17 protein-coding genes and 1 pseudogene are annotated in these 24,539 nt (G+C 43.0%); 16 read left to right on the top strand and 2 right to left on the bottom strand.

Translation table 11 applies throughout. The features are described 5' to 3' along the window. Positions 1-2: 2 nt before the first annotated feature. Positions 3-1,322 carry an MFS transporter gene (locus J699_RS15125; protein ID WP_032869298.1) on the bottom strand — a complete coding sequence of 440 codons (1,320 nt, stop codon included), beginning with the start codon at positions 1,320-1,322 and terminating at the stop codon, positions 3-5. A gap of 414 nt (positions 1,323-1,736) precedes the next feature. Here J699_RS15125 and J699_RS15130 point away from each other — a divergent pair. From J699_RS15130 to J699_RS15165, 10 genes and pseudogenes are all read left to right on the top strand, one after another. Further along, positions 1,737-4,196 (top strand): annotated as a pseudogene (locus tag J699_RS15130) (autotransporter assembly complex protein TamA); the annotation flags it as partial. Between the two features lie 48 nt (positions 4,197-4,244). Next, complete coding sequence (locus J699_RS15135; protein ID WP_032882699.1) at positions 4,245-8,750, top strand: translocation/assembly module TamB domain-containing protein; 4,506 nt, start codon at positions 4,245-4,247, stop codon at positions 8,748-8,750. Between the two features lie 512 nt (positions 8,751-9,262). Continuing rightward, positions 9,263-9,706 carry a DUF4189 domain-containing protein gene (locus tag J699_RS0218405; RefSeq protein WP_228133436.1) on the top strand — a complete coding sequence of 148 codons (444 nt, stop codon included), beginning with the start codon at positions 9,263-9,265 and terminating at the stop codon, positions 9,704-9,706. Between the two features lie 32 nt (positions 9,707-9,738). Further along, positions 9,739-10,233: a DUF4189 domain-containing protein gene (locus tag J699_RS0218400; protein WP_032869306.1), complete on the top strand. Its 495-nt coding sequence runs from the start codon at positions 9,739-9,741 to the stop codon at positions 10,231-10,233. A gap of 128 nt (positions 10,234-10,361) precedes the next feature. After that, on the top strand, positions 10,362-10,820 hold the full coding sequence (locus J699_RS15140; protein WP_032869308.1) for a DUF4124 domain-containing protein: 459 nt from the start codon (positions 10,362-10,364) through the stop codon (positions 10,818-10,820). 104 nt (positions 10,821-10,924) lie between these two features. Next, positions 10,925-11,284, top strand: a complete 360-nt coding sequence (locus J699_RS15145) for a hypothetical protein (protein WP_032869310.1) — start codon at positions 10,925-10,927, stop codon at positions 11,282-11,284. 259 nt (positions 11,285-11,543) lie between these two features. Continuing rightward, positions 11,544-14,183, top strand: coding sequence for a bifunctional aconitate hydratase 2/2-methylisocitrate dehydratase (locus J699_RS15150; RefSeq protein ID WP_032869312.1), 2,640 nt, complete (start codon positions 11,544-11,546; stop codon positions 14,181-14,183). A 368-nt stretch (positions 14,184-14,551) separates the two neighbouring features. Next, entirely contained in the window at positions 14,552-15,976 is a 1,425-nt protein-coding gene (locus J699_RS15155; RefSeq protein ID WP_032869314.1) for a formylglycine-generating enzyme family protein, read from the top strand. A 93-nt stretch (positions 15,977-16,069) separates the two neighbouring features. Further along, positions 16,070-16,651: a hypothetical protein gene (locus J699_RS15160; RefSeq protein WP_032869316.1), complete on the top strand. Its 582-nt coding sequence runs from the start codon at positions 16,070-16,072 to the stop codon at positions 16,649-16,651. Positions 16,652-16,661: 10 nt separating this feature from the next. Next, positions 16,662-17,162 carry a hypothetical protein gene (locus J699_RS15165; RefSeq protein ID WP_032869318.1) on the top strand — a complete coding sequence of 167 codons (501 nt, stop codon included), beginning with the start codon at positions 16,662-16,664 and terminating at the stop codon, positions 17,160-17,162. Positions 17,163-17,211: 49 nt separating this feature from the next. Here J699_RS15165 and J699_RS15170 read toward each other — a convergent pair whose 3' ends face one another. Continuing rightward, positions 17,212-18,669, bottom strand: coding sequence for a DASS family sodium-coupled anion symporter (locus tag J699_RS15170; RefSeq protein ID WP_032869320.1), 1,458 nt, complete (start codon positions 18,667-18,669; stop codon positions 17,212-17,214). Between the two features lie 269 nt (positions 18,670-18,938). Here J699_RS15170 and J699_RS15175 point away from each other — a divergent pair, with 269 nt between their 5' ends. The 6 genes from J699_RS15175 to J699_RS15200 all read left to right on the top strand — a co-directional run bounded on the left by J699_RS15175 (position 18,939) and on the right by J699_RS15200 (position 24,527). Continuing rightward, entirely contained in the window at positions 18,939-19,922 is a 984-nt protein-coding gene (locus J699_RS15175; protein ID WP_032869322.1) for an ion transporter, read from the top strand. Positions 19,923-20,204: 282 nt separating this feature from the next. After that, a complete protein-coding gene (locus J699_RS15180; protein WP_032869324.1) occupies positions 20,205-21,161 on the top strand; it encodes an ABC transporter permease in 957 nt (318 codons plus the stop codon). Further along, positions 21,151-22,107 (top strand): iron chelate uptake ABC transporter family permease subunit, encoded by a 957-nt coding sequence (locus tag J699_RS15185; RefSeq protein ID WP_032869326.1) that lies wholly within the window; start codon positions 21,151-21,153, stop codon positions 22,105-22,107. The genes J699_RS15180 and J699_RS15185 overlap by 11 nt, the downstream gene beginning before the upstream one ends. Next, positions 22,098-22,862 carry an ABC transporter ATP-binding protein gene (locus tag J699_RS15190; protein ID WP_032869328.1) on the top strand — a complete coding sequence of 255 codons (765 nt, stop codon included), beginning with the start codon at positions 22,098-22,100 and terminating at the stop codon, positions 22,860-22,862. Before J699_RS15185 ends, J699_RS15190 begins: the two co-directional genes overlap by 10 nt. Before the next feature lie 9 nt (positions 22,863-22,871). Beyond that, positions 22,872-23,825: a siderophore ABC transporter substrate-binding protein gene (locus J699_RS15195; protein WP_032869330.1), complete on the top strand. Its 954-nt coding sequence runs from the start codon at positions 22,872-22,874 to the stop codon at positions 23,823-23,825. Positions 23,826-23,918: 93 nt separating this feature from the next. Next, positions 23,919-24,527 (top strand): DUF2238 domain-containing protein, encoded by a 609-nt coding sequence (locus J699_RS15200; protein WP_032882707.1) that lies wholly within the window; start codon positions 23,919-23,921, stop codon positions 24,525-24,527. Positions 24,528-24,539 lie beyond the last annotated feature (12 nt).

The raw sequence follows: 24,539 nt of genomic DNA, 5'->3' as shown, positions 1-24,539 counted from the left end.
TATTAATCCTCTAGAGTATTGGGCGCATTTTGCAGTAACGGTTTGAGTCGTTTTAATAACCAGAACGAAAAAATTGCGCTTAAAACAGCAGTAATAGTGAATAAGATTTTAATATCAATTTTTAAAATGCTTAAGATTAAAATTGAAAAAATTGCTGAAGAGACCATAAATACAGCATTCAGGATATTGTTTGCTGCCACCACACGCGCCCGATGAGAACGTGGTGAATAGGCCTGCATCATGGCATAAAGCGGTACGATATAAAAACCGCCGCTGATGCCCAATAAGGTCACGGCAAGCATCACATGATAATAGACTGCGCCTTGTGTAAACATATCTTTCAACGTCAGCAGGTCACCTGTACGTTCGGGTACAAATGCCAGACTGGCAGCGAGATAAAGGGCAAAAACCGTCAGGCCAATTGCGCCATAGGGCACCATCTTGATATTGATTTCCGTACCGCCAATACGTCGGCATAACAGAGAACCAACGCCAATTCCGACCGAGAAGAAGGTTAACAGCAGACTGACCACATTTTCTGAGGCATGTAAATTTTGTTGTGTCAGTTGCGGAATCTGGGTCAGGTAGGTTGCACCATAGAACCAGTACCAAGAATTACCTAACAGAATCACAAACACAACCGGGATGCTTTTGGCATAGCCAATGGTCTGGAAACTGGTGCGGAAAAAGTTCCAGTCAATTTTTAAATCAGGTGCAGCAACTTTTTGCGGCAGGATAAAACGGCTACACAAATAGCCTAAGCAAGCAATAGTCACCACAGTTACGCTGATCCAGAGCAGGTTGCCTTTAGAAGAAGCAATTACCGCGCCGCCCAGAATCATGCCCAGTAAAATAGCGATCGATGTACCTGACTGGAATAAGGCATTACCAGACATTAGCTCTTGTGGCTTTAAAATCTCAGGTAAAATGGCATATTTGATCGGCCCGAAACAGGTGGAATGCGTTCCCATCAGAAAAAGCGCAAATAACAATAACCACAGATTGCCCAGCAAGAAACCTGCAGTACCAATCAGCATAATGACGATTTCTAATATTTTAATGAAGCGAATCAGTTGGGAACGTTCATATTTATCCGCAATTTGCCCGGCTGTAGCCGAAAAGAAAAAGTAAGGCAGAATAAACAGTAAAGCTGCTAAATTATTTAAAGTACTGACTGGCGCACTTTGTTGTTGTATCCAGCCATAAGTGATGACCAATAAGAGCGCTTGTTTATAAACATTATCATTCAGTGCTCCAAAAAATTGCGTGAAAAACATCGGTGCAAACCGACGTGATGTCATTAAGCGCTCATCTTGTTTCATCGTGTGTTCACTTCATTGTGTTTTATAAAAAAATGTGACGAACTGTAAAAATGTGATGAAATGCATGTATGATATCCCTGTCTGATTGGATGAAAAATCAAAGATTTGAAGTTATTTCAGCCATCAAAAACGATAAATTAAAAAATAAGTTTAGAGTTCTACATGCCATCTAAATCGAAGTTTAAACAGTCAACACTGGTTCATTCTATGCATTTAATCTTTAAAATGCAGGGTTTTCCTAAACTTATTTGTAGCGGTTTCTTAATTAGTTCTTGTATATCAGTTGCTTGTGCACAAGAGCAAATTCCGGACTCGCCTGAAAATCAGACAGCGGATCAGACTGAGCCACAGGCGAATGCAGCAGCTGCACTGATGAAACAACGGCAAGCGCTTCTCAATAGCCCGGAGAATCCGTTGTCTGTGCAGGACAGTTTGTCTGCCTTAAAACATCAGGAGCAGGCGGCCAACCAGATTGACGAGTTAAAACCGATTCAGCTCGACGATAATCTGGAAGATCTGCCGGTGATTCCGGTGGATCAAGGTATGGCCAATGAAATCTTCCGTGTAGCAGAAGATGCAAAAAATGAAGCAAAAAATTATCGTGAAAATACGGCCAAAACACCCGAAGTTTCGGTGAGCGATGTTTCTCAAACCGAACTGACCGAGATTAAAAGTGCACCCGTCAATATTGACAAGTTAATGCACGACATTCAGACCGACAGTAAAATTGTTGTTGAAGCCAACGAGGCCGGCCGGACCTTACCTGAATTTCAGACTCAAACTGAGCAGGATGCTGAAAAAGAAGGTTTCTTTAAACGTATCTGGCATCGGTTCCGTCCAGAGAATTTGCTTAATCCAGATAAGGTGCCGCGTATTACCGCCGATGTGACAGGGGCACCACCTGTTCTGGCCGCAAATATCAAGGCCAAGTTATCCAGCTTTACACAGGAATCTTTTGAAGAATTCAATGTCGCCTTACCGCAATTGCGTGCTTTAACCAATCAGGCAGCACAGGCTGTGGGGTATTACAATGCCACTTACACTTTTGTCAAAGAAAGTGACAACAAGGTCAAGGTGATTGTGGTGCCGAATGAACCGGTGAAAATCAAAGAACAGAATATCGAATTTACCGGTGCAGGGGCTAACATTCCGCAGTTCCAGGTCATCAGTTTGATTCCGGAACAAGATGAAGGTGATATTTTTAACCACGGCAAATATGAAGAAACCAAGAACAAAATTACCACAGTCGCCTCAGATAACGGTTATTTTGATGCGTTCTGGCGTTTGCATGACGTGAAGATCAGCCAGCCGGAAAAGACTGCCGATATTAATCTGAAATATGAAACCGGTGAGCGTTACAAACTCAAGAAAGTGGAATACCGGATGAGTGATCCGAGCAAACCATTGCCTTTGACCCAAAAAGTGCTGGATAGTCTGGCACCGTGGAATGAAGATGATGATTATGCCTTCTGGCGTGTAAATGCTCTGGCAAATAACTTAACCAATACCCGTTATTTTAACTATACGCTGGTGGATACCATCAAGCCGGATGCTATCCAGCCTCCGCTGGAGTTGCCGCCTGATCTGCAAGCTTTGGTCGACCAGCAACGTATTGAACAGTCCCAGCTGTTAAATAGCCAGCAAAAGGCGGATCTTGCCCGTGCGAAAATTACCTCTGCTGAAGAAGTCACTCAGGATGTTGTAGACGAATCGCAATTCTCGGGGGCCGAACAGGCACAGACCTATTCGTTAGCCCGGTCAATGCCGATGCCAACGCATGAGGATGATGACGAGACACGTCAGAAGCAGGAAGAGCAAGCGCGTATTGACCAGAAGATTCCGGTAGTGGTGACCTTGAATGCTGACCGTTTAAACAGTCTGGAAACAGGTATTGGTTATGGGACCGATACCGGGGCGCGTATTCGTAGCCAGTACCGTCGTGCTATTGTCAATAAATATGGTCATTCTTTTGATGCCAACGTCGAGGTTTCCGAAATTCGTCAGTCGATTGATGGTCGTTACAGCATTCCTTATAAACATCCGTTAAATGACTATTTCAACCTTGTGGGTGGTTATGAGCGTGAAACGCGTGATGACATTGGTCCGGATGTCAACTTGCTGATCGAGTCAGCCGTACTGGGTGGCGAACGTGTTATCAAGAATCCACTGGGAGACTGGCAACATACTTTTGGCCTGCGTTACCGCCTAGACCGTTTAACTCAAAAAGGCGATGTTGATATTGATGAATTACCTGATGCATTTAAAGTATCTGGTATTGATTCGGAACAAGAGTCTTTGCTGTTGGGGTATGAAGCTTCTAAAACCAATAGTAATACCCGTTTGAATCCAACCCGAGGCTTTAAACAGACCTATAAAGTTGAACTGGGCACAGAATCGCTGCTGTCTGACGCCAATATGGCGATTGTGAGTGCCGGCTGGCGCTTTATTTATTCACTGGGTGAAAATGACAATCATCAGTTTGTCGGTCGTGGCGATGCCAGCTATATTTTTACCGATGACTTTAATAAAGTACCTTATAACTTGCGCTTCTTTACTGGTGGGGATCAGTCACTACGGGGCTTCGACTATAAGAGCTTATCACCAGAAGAAAATGGCTATAAATTGGGTGGACAGGCTTTAGGGGTTGGCTCGCTCGAATATAACTACCAGTTTAAAGATGGTTGGCGTGCGGCCGTGTTCTCGGATTTTGGTAATGCTTATGACAAACAGTTTAGCAATCCAACAGAATATAGTGTGGGTGTCGGTATTCGCTGGAGATCACCAATTGGGCCAATTCGTCTCGATGTTGCTTCAGGTATTTCCAATGAGAATCATCCGATTCGATTGCATTTCTTTATTGGTCCACAACTTTAAAAACTTTTATTTAGCCTGCTAACGCGGCAAAACAATTTCAGGTTGATTATGACGGAAGTAGAACAGCAACTGACACCTCCCGCTGGACCAAGAAAAAAACGGCACCTTGGTCGTAATATTGCGCTGATCGTGCTGATCATTCTTTTGTTATTGGTCAGTTCTTTAATTGTGATGATGTCTACCGATAAAGGTAGCCGCTTTCTACTGGATCGCGTATTGCAAAGCCAGAAAATTATTAAATATGAATATGAAGGCGGTAATCTGCTCAAGGGTATTATCCTGAAAAATATTCTGGTGCAGTTACAGGCGGTAGATGTTTCTTTAGATCGGGCGGATGTCTCTTTGGGCTGGCGCGCGATTCTAAATAAAGAAGTACATTTGAGTCATGCCGATGTCCGGAACCTAAAAATTATCAATAAGAAACCACCTTCGGATGAACCTTTTGGATTCGAGCCGATCAAGCTGCCTTTTGTCTTACGGATTGATGAAGCCAGTCTGGATCATCTGCAAATCCAGACCGCAACTTCAAAAGTTGATTTTAACGATGTCTATCTGAAAGATGCCTTATGGTCTGAGACCAAGCTGGAGTTTGAAGACTCGCGCATGGACATGGGTTATCTCGCTGTCCAGAATGCTTCAGGTCATATGGATTTCAGTGGGAAATATCCTTTAAATGCCAAGGCTGATCTGATCATTCCTTCATTAAAAAGTCTGGATATCGAAACCATTAAGGTGGCAGCGCGCGGTTCTTTAGATACCTTAAGACTGGGGGTTGCGACTACCACTCCTGATCTGCTCACAGGTCGGGCGATTCTGCATCCGGTGCGTGAACATGTGCCGATGCAGGGCGAATTGTTCTTAAAAAATTATCATTTGCCTTTATTGAAAGACCAGAAGCTGTTTGCCAAAGATGGTGTGGTCAAGTTTAACGGTGATATACAAAAACTGGTGTTGAATCTTGATACGGATTTAAAAGGTGAGCAGATTCCGGAAGGTAAATATACGGCACTGATGGATACCGATTTAACGCATCAGTTAAATATCCGTGATTTAAATGGCCAGCTAATGAAAGGTGCAGTGAGCCTGAACGGTATTGTAAACTGGCATGAGCATGTCACCTGGGATCTGAAAGGGCGTCTGGACCATTTAGATCCTGAAAATACTACGGTACCGCAGATCGCACAGGACTTTTTACCACCGAAACTGGATGCCAATATCAGTTCTTCCGGTTCCTTGCAAAAAGGTCTGGCACTGACTGCTCAAGTGGCTTTTGACAAATATGAAAGCTGGGCACTCAAGCTGGATCAGGCCGAAGAAAAAAATAACAAAGCTCAGCCTATGTTGCTGGATATTTCATGGAAAGGCATTGATCGTGCCATGCCTTATATCGGCTGGTTAAGCAGTGAAGAAGGTCATACCAATGTGGCGTTAAAAGAGGGTCAACAGGATATTTATGTTGCGACCACGGTACGTCCGCATGAACAGGGTTTATTGCCAACGGGTAAATATGAAGCGCGTTTGGATTTAAAAGACAATCTGTTAAATGTTGAAAATTTCCGTTATCTGGCTGAAAAAGGCAGTTTGTCTGGTCAGGCCAAAGTAAAATTACCTACCGAAAAGCAGCAACTTTCTTGGCAAGCGCAGCTTAAGGCACAAGATTTTAATCCGCAAACGATTGCGGCAGCTGCACCGGTCAATGTGCTCAATGGGGAAATCAAAGCCAATGGTTTTGCCAAACCGAATCAGCAAGTGATCAAGTTTGAACAGATTGATTTAAAAGGTCAGCTGGCACAGGCCAACCAGAAAGAAACCATTGCGCTGAAAGGTAAAAGTACAGCCGCTTTAATTTTCCATGATGAAAAAGCGGGTGGCGGATTCAAGAGCTTTGCCGTGGACTATGACGGTTCGCTTAACGCCTTGAATCAGGGAGATGGCTTATTAAAGATTAATGTAGCCGGAACGCCTGAATACATTAATATTAAAGAATTAAAACATGATGGTGTCGCAGGTAAAGTATTTGCGACCGGTTCAGTGAATCTGAAAGACAAGCTGGGCTGGGATATTGATGCCTCACTGGTACGTTTCAAACCGCAATACTTTGTTTCTACGGTTAAAGGTGAAGTCTCCGGGCATGTGAAAACACAAGGGGTCTGGTCCGACAAGCTGAAACGGATTGATATTCGCCAGCTTAACGCAGCCGGTTTCATCAACAATAAGCCAGTTCGTGGTCGTGGTAATCTTAGCCTGTTACTTGATTCAAATCAGCAAGGTTTTTTACCGCAGCAATTTGAGGCTAACGACCTATTCCTGGCTTATGCACAGAATCAGTTACAGGCCACTGGCAATGCACAAAGCTTGAGAATTAAACTTAATGCTCCTGCATTATATGAGTTATATCCGGGCTTACGTGGCCGTGCCTATGGTAGCCTAAACGTCCAGTCACAACCGCGTTTAAGAGCAACCGCGAACATGGCGGTCGATAACTTTGCCTTTAATGATCTTGTCAGTATCAAGTCATTACGTGTACAAGGTGAACTGCCGACATCTGAAACCACTCCAACCCAGTTAACGGCGACCTTAACCCAGTTACGTAACGGTAATCGTGAAATCCAGAATGCCACCGTAAATCTGGCCGGAACGCGTAAAGCGCATGTATTGAAGGTTGAAAGTAAAAACCGACAATCTAATTTCTATGTACAACTGGCGGGGGGCTTTAATCCAAACAATGACTGGTTAGGACTGGTTCAGAAAGGTAACTTTACCTCGCGTAATATCAGTCTGGTGCAAAACCAGAATGCGCCGATTATCTATACCGCAGCACAACAGCAACTCTATATTGGCCAGCACTGCTGGCAGAGTTCAAACAGTCAGTTGTGTCTGGATCAACCGGCCCGTATCAGTAAGGCCAAAGGTAACTTCTCGCTGATTACCAAAAATCTGGATCTAAAAGACTTTACCGCCTTTATGCCAGAGGGTTTGGCTGTTACAGGTCAACTCAACGGTTATGCCAAAGCATCCTGGGCGAACGGCAGTCATCCAAAACTGGATGCGCGTTTAGTCACACGTAAAGGTGAGATTGGTCTGGCGGCAGATGATCCGCAAGATCCTGCCACGACAGTGACTTATGATGAACTGAGCCTGATTGCCAAAAGTATCAGCGAAGGCATGTTATTCCGTGTCGATATGAAGACACCGGATATCGGAACGGGTTATGCCAATGTGATTATTGATCCATTCCAGAACAATATGCCGATGCGTGGTGAAGTAGCATTTGATGATGTACAGCTCAAAGTATTCAAGCCATTTATCAAGGATGTGCGTTCGATGGCGGGCACCTTGTCCTTGGCCGGAAAAGTTAATGGTACTTTGACCCAGCCACAGATTACCGGTGAGATGCGCTTGAAAAATGGTGCAATCAGCATGATTTCACTGCCGGTCAATTTAAGCAACATCCAGCTGTATTCATCGATTCGCCAAGACTATGCCACGATTGATGGTGCATTTAACAGCGGACAAGGTGTGGGGCGCTTAAAGGGTAACTTTGACTGGAAGAATGATCCACATTTAAACCTGACTTTGAAAGGCGATAATTTGCTGGTTCGTCAGGCGCCTATGATTACGGCTATTGTGAAGCCTGATCTGAGTCTGGATGTTTATCCATTTGACAAGCGATTAAGTCTGAAAGGTACGGTGGATGTTCCGCGTGCGCGTATTTCCATGCCAGAAACCTCTGAAAGTGTTGTCAATCTTTCACCGGATGTGCGTGTAGTACAACAGGGACAAGATTTGCTGGCTACGCTGAAAGCGGCCAAGCCTTGGGATATTCGTGCAGATATGACCGTGACACTTGGAAATCAGGTAATCTTCCAGGGCTTCGAAAGTACTATTCCACTGGTCGGACGTTTACATTTATCGCAACGTGGTCTGGAAACAGCCATGCGTGCTAATGGTGCCATTGGTGTTAGCCAGAAAGTCAAGATCGAAGCCTACGGTCAAAGCCTTGACCTGAATCGTGCGATTGCGCGTTTCAACGGACCGTTGGCGAACCCGACACTGGATATTGATGCCAATAAACCGGTTCAGGGCAGCATGGTCGGTGTCCGTGTTACAGGTACCGCAACCGTGCCGAATATTCAGATTTATAACGATGCTGGCTTGTCTGAACAGGAAGCATTGAATGCCTTACTGACTGGCCGTATTAATGAAGGTAACAGCGGTTTAAGTAATACGGAGGGCTTTAAGTCGGATGTAAACAATACCATTGCTGCCGCAGGGATCAGTATGGGCTTGGGTGGTACTCGTGCCTTGACTAACCAGATTGGCCGAACCTTCGGTTTAAGTGGTCTGGCGCTGGATGCACAGGGTACCGGTGATGATACGCAAGTCAGCCTGACAGGCTATATCACGCCAGACCTGTTTATTCGTTATGGTATTGGTGTATTTACCCCAGTGAACAAGTTGACCTTGCGTTATCAGATGAACCGCCGTTTATATCTGGAAGCAAGTCAGTCCTTAGAACGTGCAATTGACGTATTCTATAACTGGCGGTTCTAAGCTTTCTTTAAGCTAGGCTTAGAACAGGAAAGAGGAATTATTTCGCTGAAATAGTTCCTCTTTTTTTATGGGCTAAAATCACGTCTGAAACCTTTAAGATCTGATCGTCACAAAGAAATAATGAGGACAGATCTATTAACAGTCTATGCCAATTTTTTAGAGGCTATGCTAAGGGTGATGCTGAAAATTTTAGATTCAAGTCATTGTTTTATTTTCATAATTTAAAGTTTTGATCCTGTCATTTAGGACGTTTTATCTCTTGGTTAGAAATTAAAATCATTGTTCCGAATCGTGTTGATTTCTATAGTGGAATATATCAATCCACTTTTTGAGTGCATCTGTTGTGATGTTTGTACAACTGCACAATAGAGGGAGGTGCGTGATAAGGAGGATTTGGAATGGGTGAATTTCTTAGGCGATTAATAGTGTTGAGCGTGATATTTCTAAGAATATCGAGTTCTATAGGCACGATTGCTAAAAATAGTGTACGTATTTTATTGATCTTGATGGGTATGACTTGGAGTACGTTAGCGTTAGCAGAGGGTGGATGTCCAGAGGGGCAATTTCCTCAGCAATATGGCACGACCATGGGCTGTACGACGATGAATGCTGGAGGTAATCAACCTCTGGCACCAGTTTGGGCAAAGCGTTGGGGAGCGATCGCTACAGACAGCCATAATGCTAGTGTAGGCACAGTTGTAGACATGCGAAGCAAGAAACAAGCTGAAAAAGCTGCATTGTCTGAATGTAGAGCTAATGGCGGGGGGAAATGTGAAGTGGATTTAGCTTACTACAATCAATGTGCAGTCATAATAACGGGGGATAATTCATACCTATCACAGGGTACTGTGTCGAAAGAAGAGGCTACCCGAATTGCTATGCAGAAGTGTCAAGCGAAAGACGTTAATTGTCGTGTCTATTACTCTGGCTGCAGTATGCCAGTCCGTGTGAACTGATCATGAGATCTTTTTTGCTCGGGAGAGATTAAATGAACAAATTTATAAAGCGATTAATAGTGTTGAGCGTTATGTTTCTAGGAGTAAGTAGCTCTATCTATGCTTGTCCTGCGGGCATGGTTGAATTGCCGGGAGGAGTTTGCCTACCACCCGATCATCAAAACTCACCTTTGAATAATCTACCATCTGCATCACCGCCGCCACCAGTTTGGGCTGATCGCTGGGGTGCAATCGCTAGTGACGGTAAGGGCACCTACGGTATCGTTAGTGATATGACAAGCAAGCGAAAAGCATCAAAGGCGGCTATTCAAGAGTGCAAGAATAGAGGTGGTGGGGCATGCAACGTTAATCTCACATATTACAATCAATGTGCAGCAGTTGGCTCAAATAATATAAACTCGTTTTCTTATAGTGCACCAACTCAAGCTGAAGCTGAGCAGCTAGCGCTTGAGCGTTGCGTAAAGGCAACGAGTAAAAAATGTGATGTCTATTACTCTGGCTGTAGCACCACAGTCCGTGTGAACTGAATACAAAACTGCTTTAATCTGTTAAGACAGTTTTTCTAAAAGACGTTATTTTAGCAAATAAAAGTATGATAGAATTTTTATAAGACATTGATAATAAATGAATTTAAGACATTTTTTGGAGAAAATACATGAAAACTGTCACTTTCGGTCAGCTTTGGGCAGTGCTTGGCTTGATACTGCTCAGTTCCACACTCCAAATCAATGCCAAGGAATACTATAAATGGGTCGATGCCAAAGGCGTTACCACCTATTCAGCAACGCCACCACCTGCACAAAAAACCGAACCACAACTCGATCCGGTCAAGAACAACAACAATATCGCAGCACAGCAGTCAAATGCTCCCAAAGAACCAAAAGCGGCCACAATGACTGCAACCCCAGCAACGACATCCAAACCCGTAAGCAATGCCACAGCCAGCAATCTGACGGCAGCAAGTGGAGTCCTGATTTCCGTAAAAAACTGCAATGGCGTAAGGTGTTGGGATACAAAAGGCAAGTCTTATAATTTAGTGGCGGGCACGACTTATCTTTCAGCACATGGAGGGAAGTGTCAAAAGATCGCCAATAACATGCAATGTAATAAATGATTTGTATGTTTTTATTACGGAAAGCAAGCTTTTAGCTGCTTCCTTTTTGCAAAATAAACAAGTTTCAGTATGATGGTGGGCATCAAATTAGCCGCAGTATGAAGATGAAAAAAGTTTTGTTGATTGCACTAGGTTTAGTTTTGGCTGGTTGTGCTGAGAAAAAGCCGTTAACCCCTGAAGAACAATGGCACGGTTACTGTGTCAGTGTCGGGAACGCTGCACGCTCAATCACTTTAGATCGTCAAAATGGAATTGACCAAAAGCAGGCAACGGAACATGCGGGCAAAATTGAAGATGAAATGACACGTAAGTTCATCTTTAATATTCTGGATAAAGTTTATGCAATCCCGGTTGATGAACTGAAAAAAGATCCAGAAGCATTACGTGAAAATTTAAAGAAAAAATTTATGGACGAATGCTTGTCTACACCATATGACAAGCTACCGAACTATAAACTTTTTTAATGTGTTCATAAAAAAGACAACATCGTTTGTCTTTTTTTATAGATGTAATTTATTGTTTTATTAGACATTAACCTTAGACCAAAGCGGTATTTAAAAGAGGGGATCATTTCGCTATAAAATAATGGACATCACGTAGAAATACGGTAGTTGCATTAACATTTGACGCGAAGTCTAGTAAAATTTTGCTGTCCACATTGCTTGTAAAGCTTGTACAAAGCTGGAACTTACAAGTAATTTTTTAAAAAAGAGGAATAACACTGTGCTAGAAGCTTACCGCCAACACGTTGAAGAACGTGCCGCACTCGGAGTCCCACCGAAGCCGCTTGATGATGCTCAAACTGCTGAACTTGTAGCCCTATTAAAAAATCCACCAGCAGGTGAAGAAGCATACCTGGTTGATTTGCTAGAAAACCGTGTTCCAGCAGGTGTTGACCAAGCTGCATATGTAAAAGCTGCTTTCTTAGCTGCCGTTGCAAAAGGCGAAGCAACCTCTCCACTCGTAACCAAAGAGCGCGCAGTATACTTACTCGGTACGATGCTTGGTGGTTATAACGTAGCGCCACTTGTTGAGCTTCTTGATAATGCTGAACTTGCTGAGCTAGCTGCTGAAGCGTTAAAGAAAACACTTCTTGTATTTGATGCATTCCATGACGTAGCAGATAAAGCCAAAGCAGGTAATGCTGCGGCTAAAGCTGTTTTACAATCTTGGGCTGATGCTGAATGGTTCACAAGCCGTCCAGATGTTCCAGAAGAAATCAAAATCACTGTGTTCAAAGTAACTGGTGAGACTAATACCGATGACTTGTCTCCAGCTCAAGATGCTTGGAGCCGTCCGGACATCCCGTTACACGCAAACGCTATGTTGAAAAACGAGCGTGATGGTATCAACCCTGAAAAACCAGGTGAAGTTGGTCCATTAAGCCAAATTAAAGAACTCATCGCGAAAGGCAACCAGGTTGCTTACGTAGGTGACGTTGTTGGTACAGGTTCTTCTCGTAAGTCTGCAACTAACTCGGTTCTTTGGTTCTTCGGTGACGAACTTCCACACATTCCAAACAAAAAAGACGGTGGTGTGTGCTTAGGTTCTAAAATCGCGCCAATTTTCTTCAATACAATGGAAGATGCAGGTGCATTACCTGTAGAAATCGATGTTGCCAACATGAACATGGGCGACGAAGTTGTATTGAAAATTGACCACGCTGCTGCAAAAGTAACTGCATTCAAAGACGGCGCTCAAATTTCAGAAGCTGACCTTAAAACCCCTGTACTTTTAGACGAAGTACGTGCGGGTGGTCGTATTAACCTGATCATTGGTCGTGGTTTAACTGCAAAAGCACGTGAAGAATTAGGTCTTGCACCTTCTACATTGTTCCGTACTCCAGTACAACCTGCTGACACTGGCAAAGGTTTCACCCAAGCTCAGAAGATGGTTGGCCGTGCATGTGGTTTACCGGAAGGTCAAGGTATCCGTCCAGGAACTTACTGTGAACCTAAGATGACGACTGTTGGTTCTCAAGATACAACAGGTCCAATGACTCGTGACGAGTTAAAAGACTTGGCGTGCTTGGGCTTCTCGTCTGACTTGGTGATGCAGTCTTTCTGTCACACTGCTGCGTATCCAAAACCAGTTGATGTAACAACTCACCATACATTACCTGACTTCATCATGAACCGTGGTGGTGTATCTTTACGTCCAGGTGACGGTATTATCCACTCTTGGTTAAACCGTATGCTACTTCCAGATACTGTTGGTACTGGTGGTGACTCACATACTCGTTTCCCAATCGGTATTTCATTCCCGGCGGGTTCTGGTCTTGTTGCGTTCGCAGCTGCGACTGGTGTTATGCCACTGGATATGCCTGAATCTGTACTTGTTAAGTTCAAAGGTAAAATGCAACCTGGTATCACTTTACGTGACCTTGTACATGCAATTCCTTACTACGCAATCCAAGCGGGTGACTTGACTGTAGAGAAGAAAGGTAAGAAAAACATCTTCTCTGGTCGTATCCTTGAGATCGATCTTTCAGAAATGGAAAATGACTTGACTGTTGAGCAAGCATTTGAACTTTCTGATGCGTCTGCTGAACGTTCTGCTGCTGGCTGTTCAATCACGCTTTCTGAAGAGAAAGTTGCTGAATACCTACGTTCTAACATCACCATGTTGAAGTGGATGATCGCTGAAGGTTATGGCGATGCGCGTACACTTGCACGCCGTGCTGAAAACATGCAGAAGTGGTTAGACAACCCAAGCCTGTTAAAAGCAGATGCTGATGCAGAATACTTAAAAGTTTACGAAATCGATCTTGCTGACATCAAAGAACCAATTCTTTGCTGCCCGAACGATCCAGATGACGCGAAACTTCTTTCTGATGTTCAAGGCGACAAGATTGATGAAGTATTCATCGGTTCTTGTATGACCAACATCGGTCACTTCCGTGCAGCGGGTCAGTTACTTGACAAAGTACCTGGTGGTTCATTGTCTACTCGTTTATGGTTGGCTCCACCAACACGTATGGACGAGCATCAATTGATGGAAGAAGGCATGTACAACATCTATGGTCGTGCTGGTGCGCGTACCGAGATGCCAGGCTGTTCATTGTGTATGGGTAACCAGGCACGTGTAGCACCGAACACAACATGTGTATCGACTTCTACTCGTAACTTCCCGAACCGTCTAGGTCAAGGTGCAAACGTTTACTTGGCTTCTGCTGAGCTTGCATCAGTCGCTGCGGTTCTTGGTAAATTACCAAGCCCTGAAGAATATCAACAGTACGCGTCGCAAATCGACAGCGCTTCTGCTGATATCTACAAATACTTGAACTTCGACAAGATGAGCGAATATACCAAAGAAGCTGATCAAATTGATACCAAGAAAATCCAGGCTGCTCAATTGACTTAATGAGTTAGGATCAAGAAAAGCCGAAAGGCTTTTCCCTGGCACAAGCTATTGATTTAGTACATCGTAAGGGCTGAGTAATCAGCCCTTATTTTTTGGGATAAAGTAAGCTGAATCCATACTTAACAATTCAGGCCAAGTGTTTGTATTGAAAATGAATAATTATTTCACAGAATAAGCATTCTCTGTATTTTTTATCAACAAAATCATATTTAAATTTTTTTATATAAGATAATTAAGAACCTATAATTTTTTAAAATATTATTAATTTTTGTTAATAATAAATACGGCTAGTTGGCTTAAAAAGATGATTCTTATCCGCATTCTATTGAGCTTATAAACACTTGTTCAATTTAAAAATGGAACTTCTTATGGAAACTTTATCCAAGAGTTATCTCAAGGCAGCAAGTATTCTTTTTTTAGGATATTTTCTGGTTGCTTGTAATGATGATAAAAATGAAATCGGTTCAGAATACAAGCGACAGGAAACCAGTGCCGCATTAAAAGTTCTGAGCGAACGTTTGGTATGGCAAAATAATCAATGTGATGCTGTATACAGTGGGATTCTTGATCAAAACCTTAAGGCAAAAAAAGCATTGCAAGAATTGAGGGCATCATTAACCAGCTCCGAAAATAATTTGGCTGCTTTTATTGATCAGCGAATGTTACCCAAATTATTACAACTTGAGTCAGAATCCAGCTTCCTTCAACAACGTTGTAATGCACCAGATTATGATGGTTCAGGTGTCAGTATGGAGCGCCCAGCCATGCTGCGTGAAATGGTCAGTGAGTGGCAAGGTACCATTAATTTATTAACTCGGCAGTTAGATAACCCTCCTCAAATGAACAAGGTAATTCAACCAGCAAAACTGACAAATACTAAAGTAAATGTAGATACTGCGGCCTTGGTTAAATTTAAGGACTGTTCAGATAGTTTTTGCCCTGAGTTAACAGTTATTCCAAAGGGCAGCTATCAGATGGGAGGTACACCAGCCGAGCATGAAAGAGAAGAGGTGCCAGCTCAGGCAAGACCTTATGAATTGCCACAACATCAGGTCAATATTACCCAGCCTTTTGCAATGGCATCCCACGAAACCACTGTAGCCCAGTTTCAGCAATTCCAGAAAGAAACCGGTTGGGAAGTGCAAGGCTGCCGCAATTGGGAGGTCCGTGATGGCAATTTTAACATGTGGTATCGAAAGGATCTGAATCCAAGTAACCCGGGATTTGCTCAAACTGCCCAAGATCCGGTCGTATGTGTACGTCGCGAAGATGGACAGGCTTTTGCTGCATGGTTGTCTGAAAAAACAGGTAAAACCTATCGGTTACCGACCGAGGCTGAATGGGAGTATGCAGCTAGGGCAGGCACCTCAACGACCTTTTACTGGGGCAATGATCCTGAGCGTGATCAAGCGTGTAAATATGCCAATGTTCTGGATATCACCACGACCTCAACCGAAAAGAATACTGCGGCATGGCGTTCATTTAACTGTAGTGATGGCTATGCTTATACCGCACCTGTAGGTTCATTTTTACCGAATGCTTTTGGACTATATGATGTCCTTGCCAATGCCCGTGAATGGGTAGATGATTGTTGGCATGCCAATTATCAAGGTGCACCGACTACTCAGGTACGTTGGGGTGCTGAGAATAATGGCTTATGTCATTTCCCTGTATTACGTGGTGGTGCATGGATTTACAATGTACATAATGTCCGTACTGCTTATCGTAATGCCTATTATTCGTCACAAGCTAGCTCAACCATGTGGGGCTTTCGTGTAGTGCGGGAAATTTGATAAAGAATAAGAAACCTGAATTTGTTCAATTGACTTAATTTATTGATTTAGCTAAAAATAAGGGCTGAGTAATCAGCCCTTATTTTTTATAAAATGAAAAGCATTTTAAATTTAAAAGACAATATCCTTGAGTTAGAAAATATTTTTTATAAAGAGCAAAATCTTGAAGAGTTAAAAATCTCAATCCAACAATTATTTTCTAAGATATTAAAAGCGTATCCGTATCTAAAACCTCCAACGTTTTCAATTATTCCTACTAAAAGTTTAGAGTTTATCGTTTGGTATCAAGATCCAAATGCTGTTGCTGAGACATTGTTAATCGAGCAAAATGGTTCAGATGCATATATATGGAAAGGGGCTGATCAGAAATGGTATTTAGATGATTTTTATTCTGAGCCATATCAAATTGCCTGCAAATTAATAGAAATTATTCCTGTATTTCATTCTCTTCCTGAAAATCCTAGAGAGGTAAAGCATCTACTTGAAATAGGTATAATGGATTTTGATGCTAATTTTTGTCCAAAGTTTTCAGAAAGAAAACTAGAAGATGATAGGGAGGTTCTTACATGGGATGATCGTTTTTTGTTGGTAGGAACTCAGCTAGAAAATCTTAAACTTTATAGCCATGAAGAGTGGAAAGCTTTCATAGATAGAGATAACTACCATTTAAATTGAGGTTCTATTTATGGCATTACTACATGATTTTGTTTTATTAAATAAAAATGAATTCTCTTATGATGATTGCTGCGAGCTAGTCGGTAAGGTTTCTCATGATGTTTCAATCCATGATGATCTTATTATTTATTTTAATGATTTTTTAAAATGGATACCTGCCTATAATCCAAGTTTAAAAGTTAGGCATACTGGTTTAAATTATTATGGTGTAACAGTGATTGATGGAGATGGAGCTAAAGAAGCATTTCAATTGTTTTCTAGTCTAGTTAATATTTTAAAGTTATCGCCAAAAGTTTTAACCTTAACAGGCGAGTATACTTTTATTCATGCATATGATGATGTGATTGACCCAAATGAAAATGTTGATCGTATTTTAAGACAAACAGCAGGTTATGAAAAAATCATTATGCAAAAGAATGAAATTATACAAAAAATTGAAATATTGGCAGAACTTATGCAGAAGGTCATTGATTCTAATAATAGTTTATATGTTCTACATTTGGGAATCTAAATTTAGAGGAACATTCCTAATTGTACAGAATGTTCCTCTGCTTTTTAAATCACCAATAACCCAACACTTTCCACCACAGTCCGCCAATCACCACAAAGATGATGATATTAATGACACTCATGACAAAGCCAGCTTTCCACCATTCACCCAGTGTGGTGTAACCAGAACCGAATACCACAGGCGATGTACCTGTTGCATAATGGGTTAAGGTCATCATGATGCTTGACGCTGCTGCCATCATTAAGGCAAATAACATCGGTGGTGCGCCTAATGCCAGTCCAGCCGTATAGAAGGCTGCAAACATGGCAGTGATGTGTGCCGTGGTGCTGGCAAACATATAATGTGCATATAGATAGGCAAGCATTAATAATAAACAGGCAGGCATCCAGCTGAGCCCCAAATGACCAATCCCTGTTTCTAGTACGCCTGAGAACCATGTGATTAAACCGAGTTTATTTAAATAAGTCGCCATCATCACCAAAGCTGCGAACCAGGTAATGGTATCCCATGCGCTTTTTTGCGTCAGAATATCTTCCCAAGTCAGTACGCCAGTAATCAGCAGCAGGCCTAAACCAATAAAGGCTGTCGTGGTCGGATCAACCGCCCAAGCTGAACCGAAAATCATGGCAGGGATGCCTGCCCATAACAGCAGTAAAATCCCAAATACACCCAGCATAATGATTTCATTTTTGCTGACAGGCCCCATTTCTTTTAACTTGGTTTTGGCAAACTGCGCTGCGTTTGGGGTTTCCTTGACTTCAGGTGGGTACATCCAGTACATGATTAACGGCATGATGATCAAGGCAATTAAACCTGGTAATAACATCGCCAGTGCCCAAGTACTCCAACTCAATGAAATCTGGCTGTTGGTTGCTTTCGCTACCAGATCCACCACCAAAGGGTTAGGGGCGGTTGCGGTAATAAACATGGCAGAAGTAATCGGATTGGCTTGGTAGTTCACCAAAGCTAAATATTTCCCCATACGACCTTCGGTGCCTTTAGCAGGGTCAGAGTCGTAACTGGTCGAAATTGCACGGACAATTGGGTGAATAATCCCGCCACCACGTGCCGTATTGCTTGGGGTCACTGGTGCAAGAATCAGTTCAGACAGCACCATGCTATAACCGATACCAATGGTTTTCTTACCCCATACCGCAATAAATAAATAGCCTAAGCGTGCGCCCAGTCCGGTTTTTTGCAATCCTTTGGAGATCATGATCGAAATACCGATCAACCAGATCAGCGGATTGGCAAAGCTGCTGAGCGCATCCTGAATGGCACCACTTGGACTATCGTTGGTGACACCGGTCACGGCGACCAAAGTAATGGCAATAATCGCAATTGCACCGATCGGCATGGCTTTACCAATAATGGCGGCAATCACACCGACAAACATCGCCAATAAATGCCATGTATCAGGATCGACGCCAGCAGGTACAGGAATTACGAACCAGATAATCAATGCAATAAATAAAGAGATCAGCGTCGGGAGAGCTTTAAATCCCATGTTAAATTCCCCTTGTTGTCACGGGTTTAATAAAATTTATAGTTCTTTATGAATGAATCGTTAAAGAAATAACCACGAAGCTTTTATTATGGTTGAAGCGGAGGCCCAACTGCAAAGAAAGTTTTGTTGAAACAGCGTCAGATAGCTCAATGTATTGGCAAATGATCTTGTTTTAAACCTGAAAATAGGGCTTCAAGTGAAAATCCCTTATCAAATTTGAAAACAACATGCTACATTTTGAGCTTGCTTGAACAGACAATAAGTACGGTATGACTCAACTTTCATGGCAGCAATTAAGACGTTTTGTGTATGACAATCTGCATAATGATGACTATAAAAGTACCGTCAGTACCTGCGTAAATTATCTGCTGATTGCCTTGATCATTGGTAACGTTGCTGCCGTTCTGCTGGAGTCTGTGAACGAGTTTTATCAACTGTATAAGCCTTATTTCGATATCTTTGAAAATCTCTCGATCATGATTTTTAGTGGCGAATACCTGCTCAGGCTGTGGAGTATTGTTGAGCAGGAACCACAAGAGGCGGCTTGGAAGCAACGCATTCGCTGGATGAAAAGTGGCGGGGCCATTATTGATTTATTGGCGATTCTACCTGCCTATCTCAACTTTATTGTGCCGATTGACTTACGTTTCTTGCGGGTCTTGCGTTTAGTCCGTTTACTCAAGCTGACGCGCTACTTTGTTTCCTTGCAAATTCTATTACGTGTCATCCAGCGTGAAAAAGGTTCATTTCAGGCGGTCATCTTTATTCTGGTCATTATGATTGTCATGACTGCATCTGCGATTTATGTGGTTGAAAATAAAGCCCAGCCCGAAGCCTTTAGTTCGATACCGCAATCGATGTGGTGGGCGGTGGTCACCCTCACCACGGTCGGTTATGGCGATGTGACCCCAGTGACTAATTTGGGGCGGATACTGGGTGCATTTATTACCATTCTCGGTGTCGGTATTGCCGCTTTGCCCGCGGGTATTCTGGCTTCGGGTCTGGCCAATGAATTGAATATGCGAAATCAGCGACTGGAACAGGAGTTTCGTGAAGTCTTGCAGGCCAAGGGGCTAGACTTGCTGCATGATCAGATTGAAATTGAACGGATTCGCAAGAAAGTCGGTTTACCCAAAGAGCAGACCCATGAAATTATCATGCAACTGGTCAGGGAAAAGTTGCTTGAAGATCAGGAGCAGGAAAAGAAGCATTACCATTTTTGCCCGCATTGTGGTGAAAAGCTTCCTGAATAATTCAAAAATTTATTATAGAAATGTAGAGCAGGGTTAAGCTCAAGTTCTTAATCATTTCCAAATCTGAATAATTTTAATGCGCTATAACTTCGGTGTGTGAGTGCTTAGCGCTTTTTATTCCTAAAAGTAAAATTCGATCAGTATTAAGTTGTACTTCATTGAGATTAAATTCCATTTAAAAAACTTAACAATAATCTTTATCATTTGTGATAGTTTCTTATTATCTGATTTGTATTTTTTAAGCTTATTTTAAGTTTACGCATCCTATGAAGTTCTCCCAACATGGTTAAGCGGCGTTACCTGATTTTATTATTACTTCCACTGGCAATGATTTCCTTATTTGTCGGTGTAGGCGAGATGAGTCTCGCGGGCTTGTGGGCGGGTAACCCTCAAGACTGGCAACTGTTCTGGACTAGCCGTTTACCGCGTCTGATGGCAATTGTGGTGGCGGGTGCGGGGCTGAGTGTCTGCGGTCTGATCATGCAGTCGTTGAGTCGTAACCGTTTTGTGTCTCCCACCACCGCAGGTCTATATGACTGTGCCCGTTTAGGTGTTCTGGTTTCAATCATTTTACTGCCGAGTGCTTCAATTTTTATTAAAACCGGTTTTGCCATTGCGGTAACACTTATTGGTGCGATGGCCTTTATGAGTATTCTGGCGACGCTCAAGCACCGTGATACGGTTTTTGTGCCACTGGTGGGGATGATCTTTGGCAGTATCATTTCAGCCTTTACCACCTTTATCGCGCTACAACTGGATTTATTACAGAACCTGGCGGGTTGGCTTCAAGGCGACTTCTCCACCATTTTAAATGGGCAATACGAGCTGATCTATCTCAGCGTACCCGTTCTGATCCTGATTTATTTCTTTGCCAATCGTTTTGTTCTGGCTGGCTTGGGACAGGATTTTGCCACCAATCTGGGGCTGAATTATAAACAGACGCTTTTTATTGGCCTGTTACTGGTGTCAGTGATTACCGGTGTGGTGATTGTGACCGTCGGGGCGATTCCATTTCTCGGTTTGATTGTACCGAATCTGGTAAGCCTATACCTCGGTGACAATATCCGGAAGACCCTTTCTCATACTGCATTGTTGGGTGCTTTGCTGGTTCTGCTTTGCGATGTATTTGGTCGGGTGGTGATTTTCCCTTATGAGGTCTCTGTCAGTCTGATTATGGGGGTAGTGGGCAGTGTCATTTTCCTATGGCTGCTGCTTAGGAGATATCGCTATGCCACATAAAATCAAGTTAATGATTTTAGCTGTAGCTGTGATTGCAAGTATTGCACTCTATCTTGGCTGGAATCTGGGTGTGGCCTGGCAATATGCCTTGAATCTGCGTTTAAAAACGGTTGCAGCCATCGTGGTAGCGGGAACTGCGGTCGGTGTTTCGACTCTGGTTTTCCATACCATTGTCAATAATCGGGTGGTGACACCGCAGGCTTTGGGACTGGATAAATTATATGAACTGTCCAAAACGGCGATTATCTATTTCTTTGGTGCCAGTACGTTATTGTCACTGAATTTTGTGACGGATTATCTGATCAGTCTGCTGCTCATGGTGACTTTTGCCTTGCTGCTGTATCGCTTTATTTTCCAGAAAGTGGCGCAGCAAAATATTTATTTCCTGCTGTTGATAGGGCTGATCTGTTCGACTTTATTCGACAACATGACCACTTTTTTTCAGGTCTTGCTCGATCCGGATGAATTCCAGATTGCTGCCTATGCCGGCTTTGCCAGTTTTAATGTGGTGAAGATGGAAACGGTGGGCTTGTCCTTACTTACCATTGTGCCGATTCTGTTGTATGGCTTAAAGCATTATCACACGCTCGATGTGATGGCGTTGGGACGCGATCATGCACTGAATCTGGGACTGGATTATGACAAGACCAGTCGCTTGCTGTTGATTCTGGTGGTATTGGCACTGGCTTCTGCAACAGCTTTGGCTGGCCCAATGATGTTCCTGGGTCTGTTGGTACTCAACATTACCCTGGAACTGTTTAAGACCCATCAACATCATGTTTTACTACTGGGCATCATTCTGGTCAGCATTTTATGTCTGATGCTTGGACAGTTCATGGTGCTGCATGTGCTGAATTTCAAAACTACGCTCAGTGTGATTATTAACTTTGTCGGTGGAATTTATTTCTTCTGGATTTTATTGAAGGAAAATAAAAAATGGCAATAGAGCTCAAGCATTTAAGTAAAAGCTATCAGCAACAGCGGGTCGTGAATGACCTATCGCTGAATATTGCCAAAGGGCAATTTACCGCATTTATTGGGCCGAATGGTGCAGGCAAAAGTACCGTGCTTTCGATGATGAGTCGTTTAATCGAAGCAGATCAGGGGCAGGTTTTGCTGGATGGTCAGGACTTGCAACAGATGAAAAGTGCCGATATTGCTAAAAAACTGGCGATCTTAAAGCAGTCCAACCATACCGAGCTGCGTCTCAGTATTGAGGATCTAGTGGCTTTTGGCCGGTTCCCGTATTCACAAGGACGCCTGACTGAACAAGACCATCAAGTGATTGACCGTTGCATTGCCTATATGGATTTAGATGCCTTACGCCACCGACAAATCAGCGAATTGTCGGGTGGGCAGCGGCAACGTGCCTATATCGCCATGATTCTGGCACAGGACACCGACTATATCTTGCTGGATGAACCCTTGAACAATCTGGATATGAAGCACTCTTCCCAGATTATGAGGGTGTTAAAAGATCTGGCCGAGAATCATGGCAAATCCATCATTGTGGTGATTCATGACATTAACTTTGCTTCCGTCTATGCCGATCACATCATTGCCATGAAAGAAGGTGAGTTGCTGTATCAAGGGCATCCACAACAGTTGATGGATGAACATATTCTGCAAGATATTTTCGATTTCCATATTCCGATCCAGCAGGTTCAGCAACATAAATTAGGTTTGTATTTTATTAGTTAGGAGCTTGTTATGCTTTTCAAAAAAACATTGCCAGTCATGATGTTAAGTGTAGCTTTGGCTGCATGTGGTAATTCCAGTACACCTTCGGCAAATCAGGACAGTCATACTGCAGCTACACAGGATACCTTAAGTTTTAACAGCAAAGCTGGTCAGATTAGCATTCCTACGAATGTGTCCCGTATTGCTGTACTGGATACCAGTGCTTTAAATACCATTCATGCCTTGGGTGCGGATGATAAGGTGGTGGCCTTGCCAAAAGGTACGCCGTTACCGAAAGTCTTGCAAAATTTCAGTGAAGGTAAATATCTGGATGTAGGGACGGTGAAAGAGCCAAATCTGGAAAAGATTGCAGCCAGTCAGCCTGAACTGATTCTGATGAGTGGACGCATGGAAAATCTGGTCGGTCAGATCAAGCAGATTGCGCCGACTTACTTTGTTGATGTGGATTATAACGACCAGTTCAATTCGTTTAAACAGCAAACCTTGAATATTGCTGAAATGGTGGGAAAAAAGCCTGAAGCGAAGCAACAATTGCAAACTTTAGAAAAAGAGATCGCAGCCTTAAAAGCCAAGACCAAAGGTAAAACCGCGTTGGTGGTTCTGGTCAATAACAGCAAGATTGCGGCCTATGGCCCAGGTTCGCGCTTTGGTAATATTCATGACCTCTATGGTTTTACCCCAGCAGATCCTTCAATCAAGGTGGGATTGCATGGTATGGCGGTGTCACATGAGTTTATTGCCCAGAAAAATCCTGATTACCTGTTTGTGATTGACCGTGGAGCAGCCATTACTGAAAATCAGCAAGGTGCAAAACAGGTGTTAAATAACCAGATCATTAACCAGTCTAAAGCGGCTAAAAACGGCAACATTGTCTATCTGGATTCGAGTAACTGGTATTTGATGAACAATGGTCTGGATGGGATGAAAGCCATGCTGAAAGAAGTTGCCGATGCGGTGAAGTAAAATCCAGTCTGTCAGCGTGATAACAACAAACCCGAAGCGCTTGCTTCGGGTTTTTTATATGATAGTGGGAAATAAACACGGCCTTATAAGATGATGCGTATTTCTTTACTGTATTTGGGCACCGCGATTTTAATCTCTTTATTGGTCATTTCTGGGATTCAGCCTTTTGACCGGACCACATGGTGGCTTGAAGTCACACCGGTATTGATTGTGATACCGATATTGTATGCGACACATAAAGCTTTTCCGCTCAGTCCGTTGTTATATGGGCTTATTTTCTTGCATGCCATTGTATTGATTGTCGGTGGCGCGCGCAGCTATGCGCGTGTACCGTTGGGTTTTGAGATGGCACAATGGTTAGGGCTGGACCGCAATCCTTATGACAAGATCGGGCATTTTATGCAGGGCTTTGTACCTGCTATGGTTGCGCGTGAAATCCTGATTCGCAATCATATTTTAAGCAAAGGCAAAATGCTCAGTTTCATTGTGATCTGTATTGTACTGGCAATCAGTGCCAGTTATGAGCTGATTGAATGGGCTGCTGCATTGTTATTGGGACAGGGTGCAGAAGAATTCATTGGAACACAAGGGGATGAGTGGGATACACAATCGGATATGTTTTTTGCCCTGATCGGGTCGATCACGGCCTTGTTACTCTTATCAAAATGGCATGATCGACAGATTGTGAAATTAATGCATTAATATCAATAGCGG

Source organism: Acinetobacter sp. 1000160 (assembly GCF_000588715.1).
In the GTDB taxonomy this organism is placed as follows: domain Bacteria; phylum Pseudomonadota; class Gammaproteobacteria; order Pseudomonadales; family Moraxellaceae; genus Acinetobacter; species Acinetobacter courvalinii.
The sequence above is the reverse complement of the archived record's forward strand: the minus strand, read 5'-3'. Positions and strand labels throughout refer to the sequence as shown.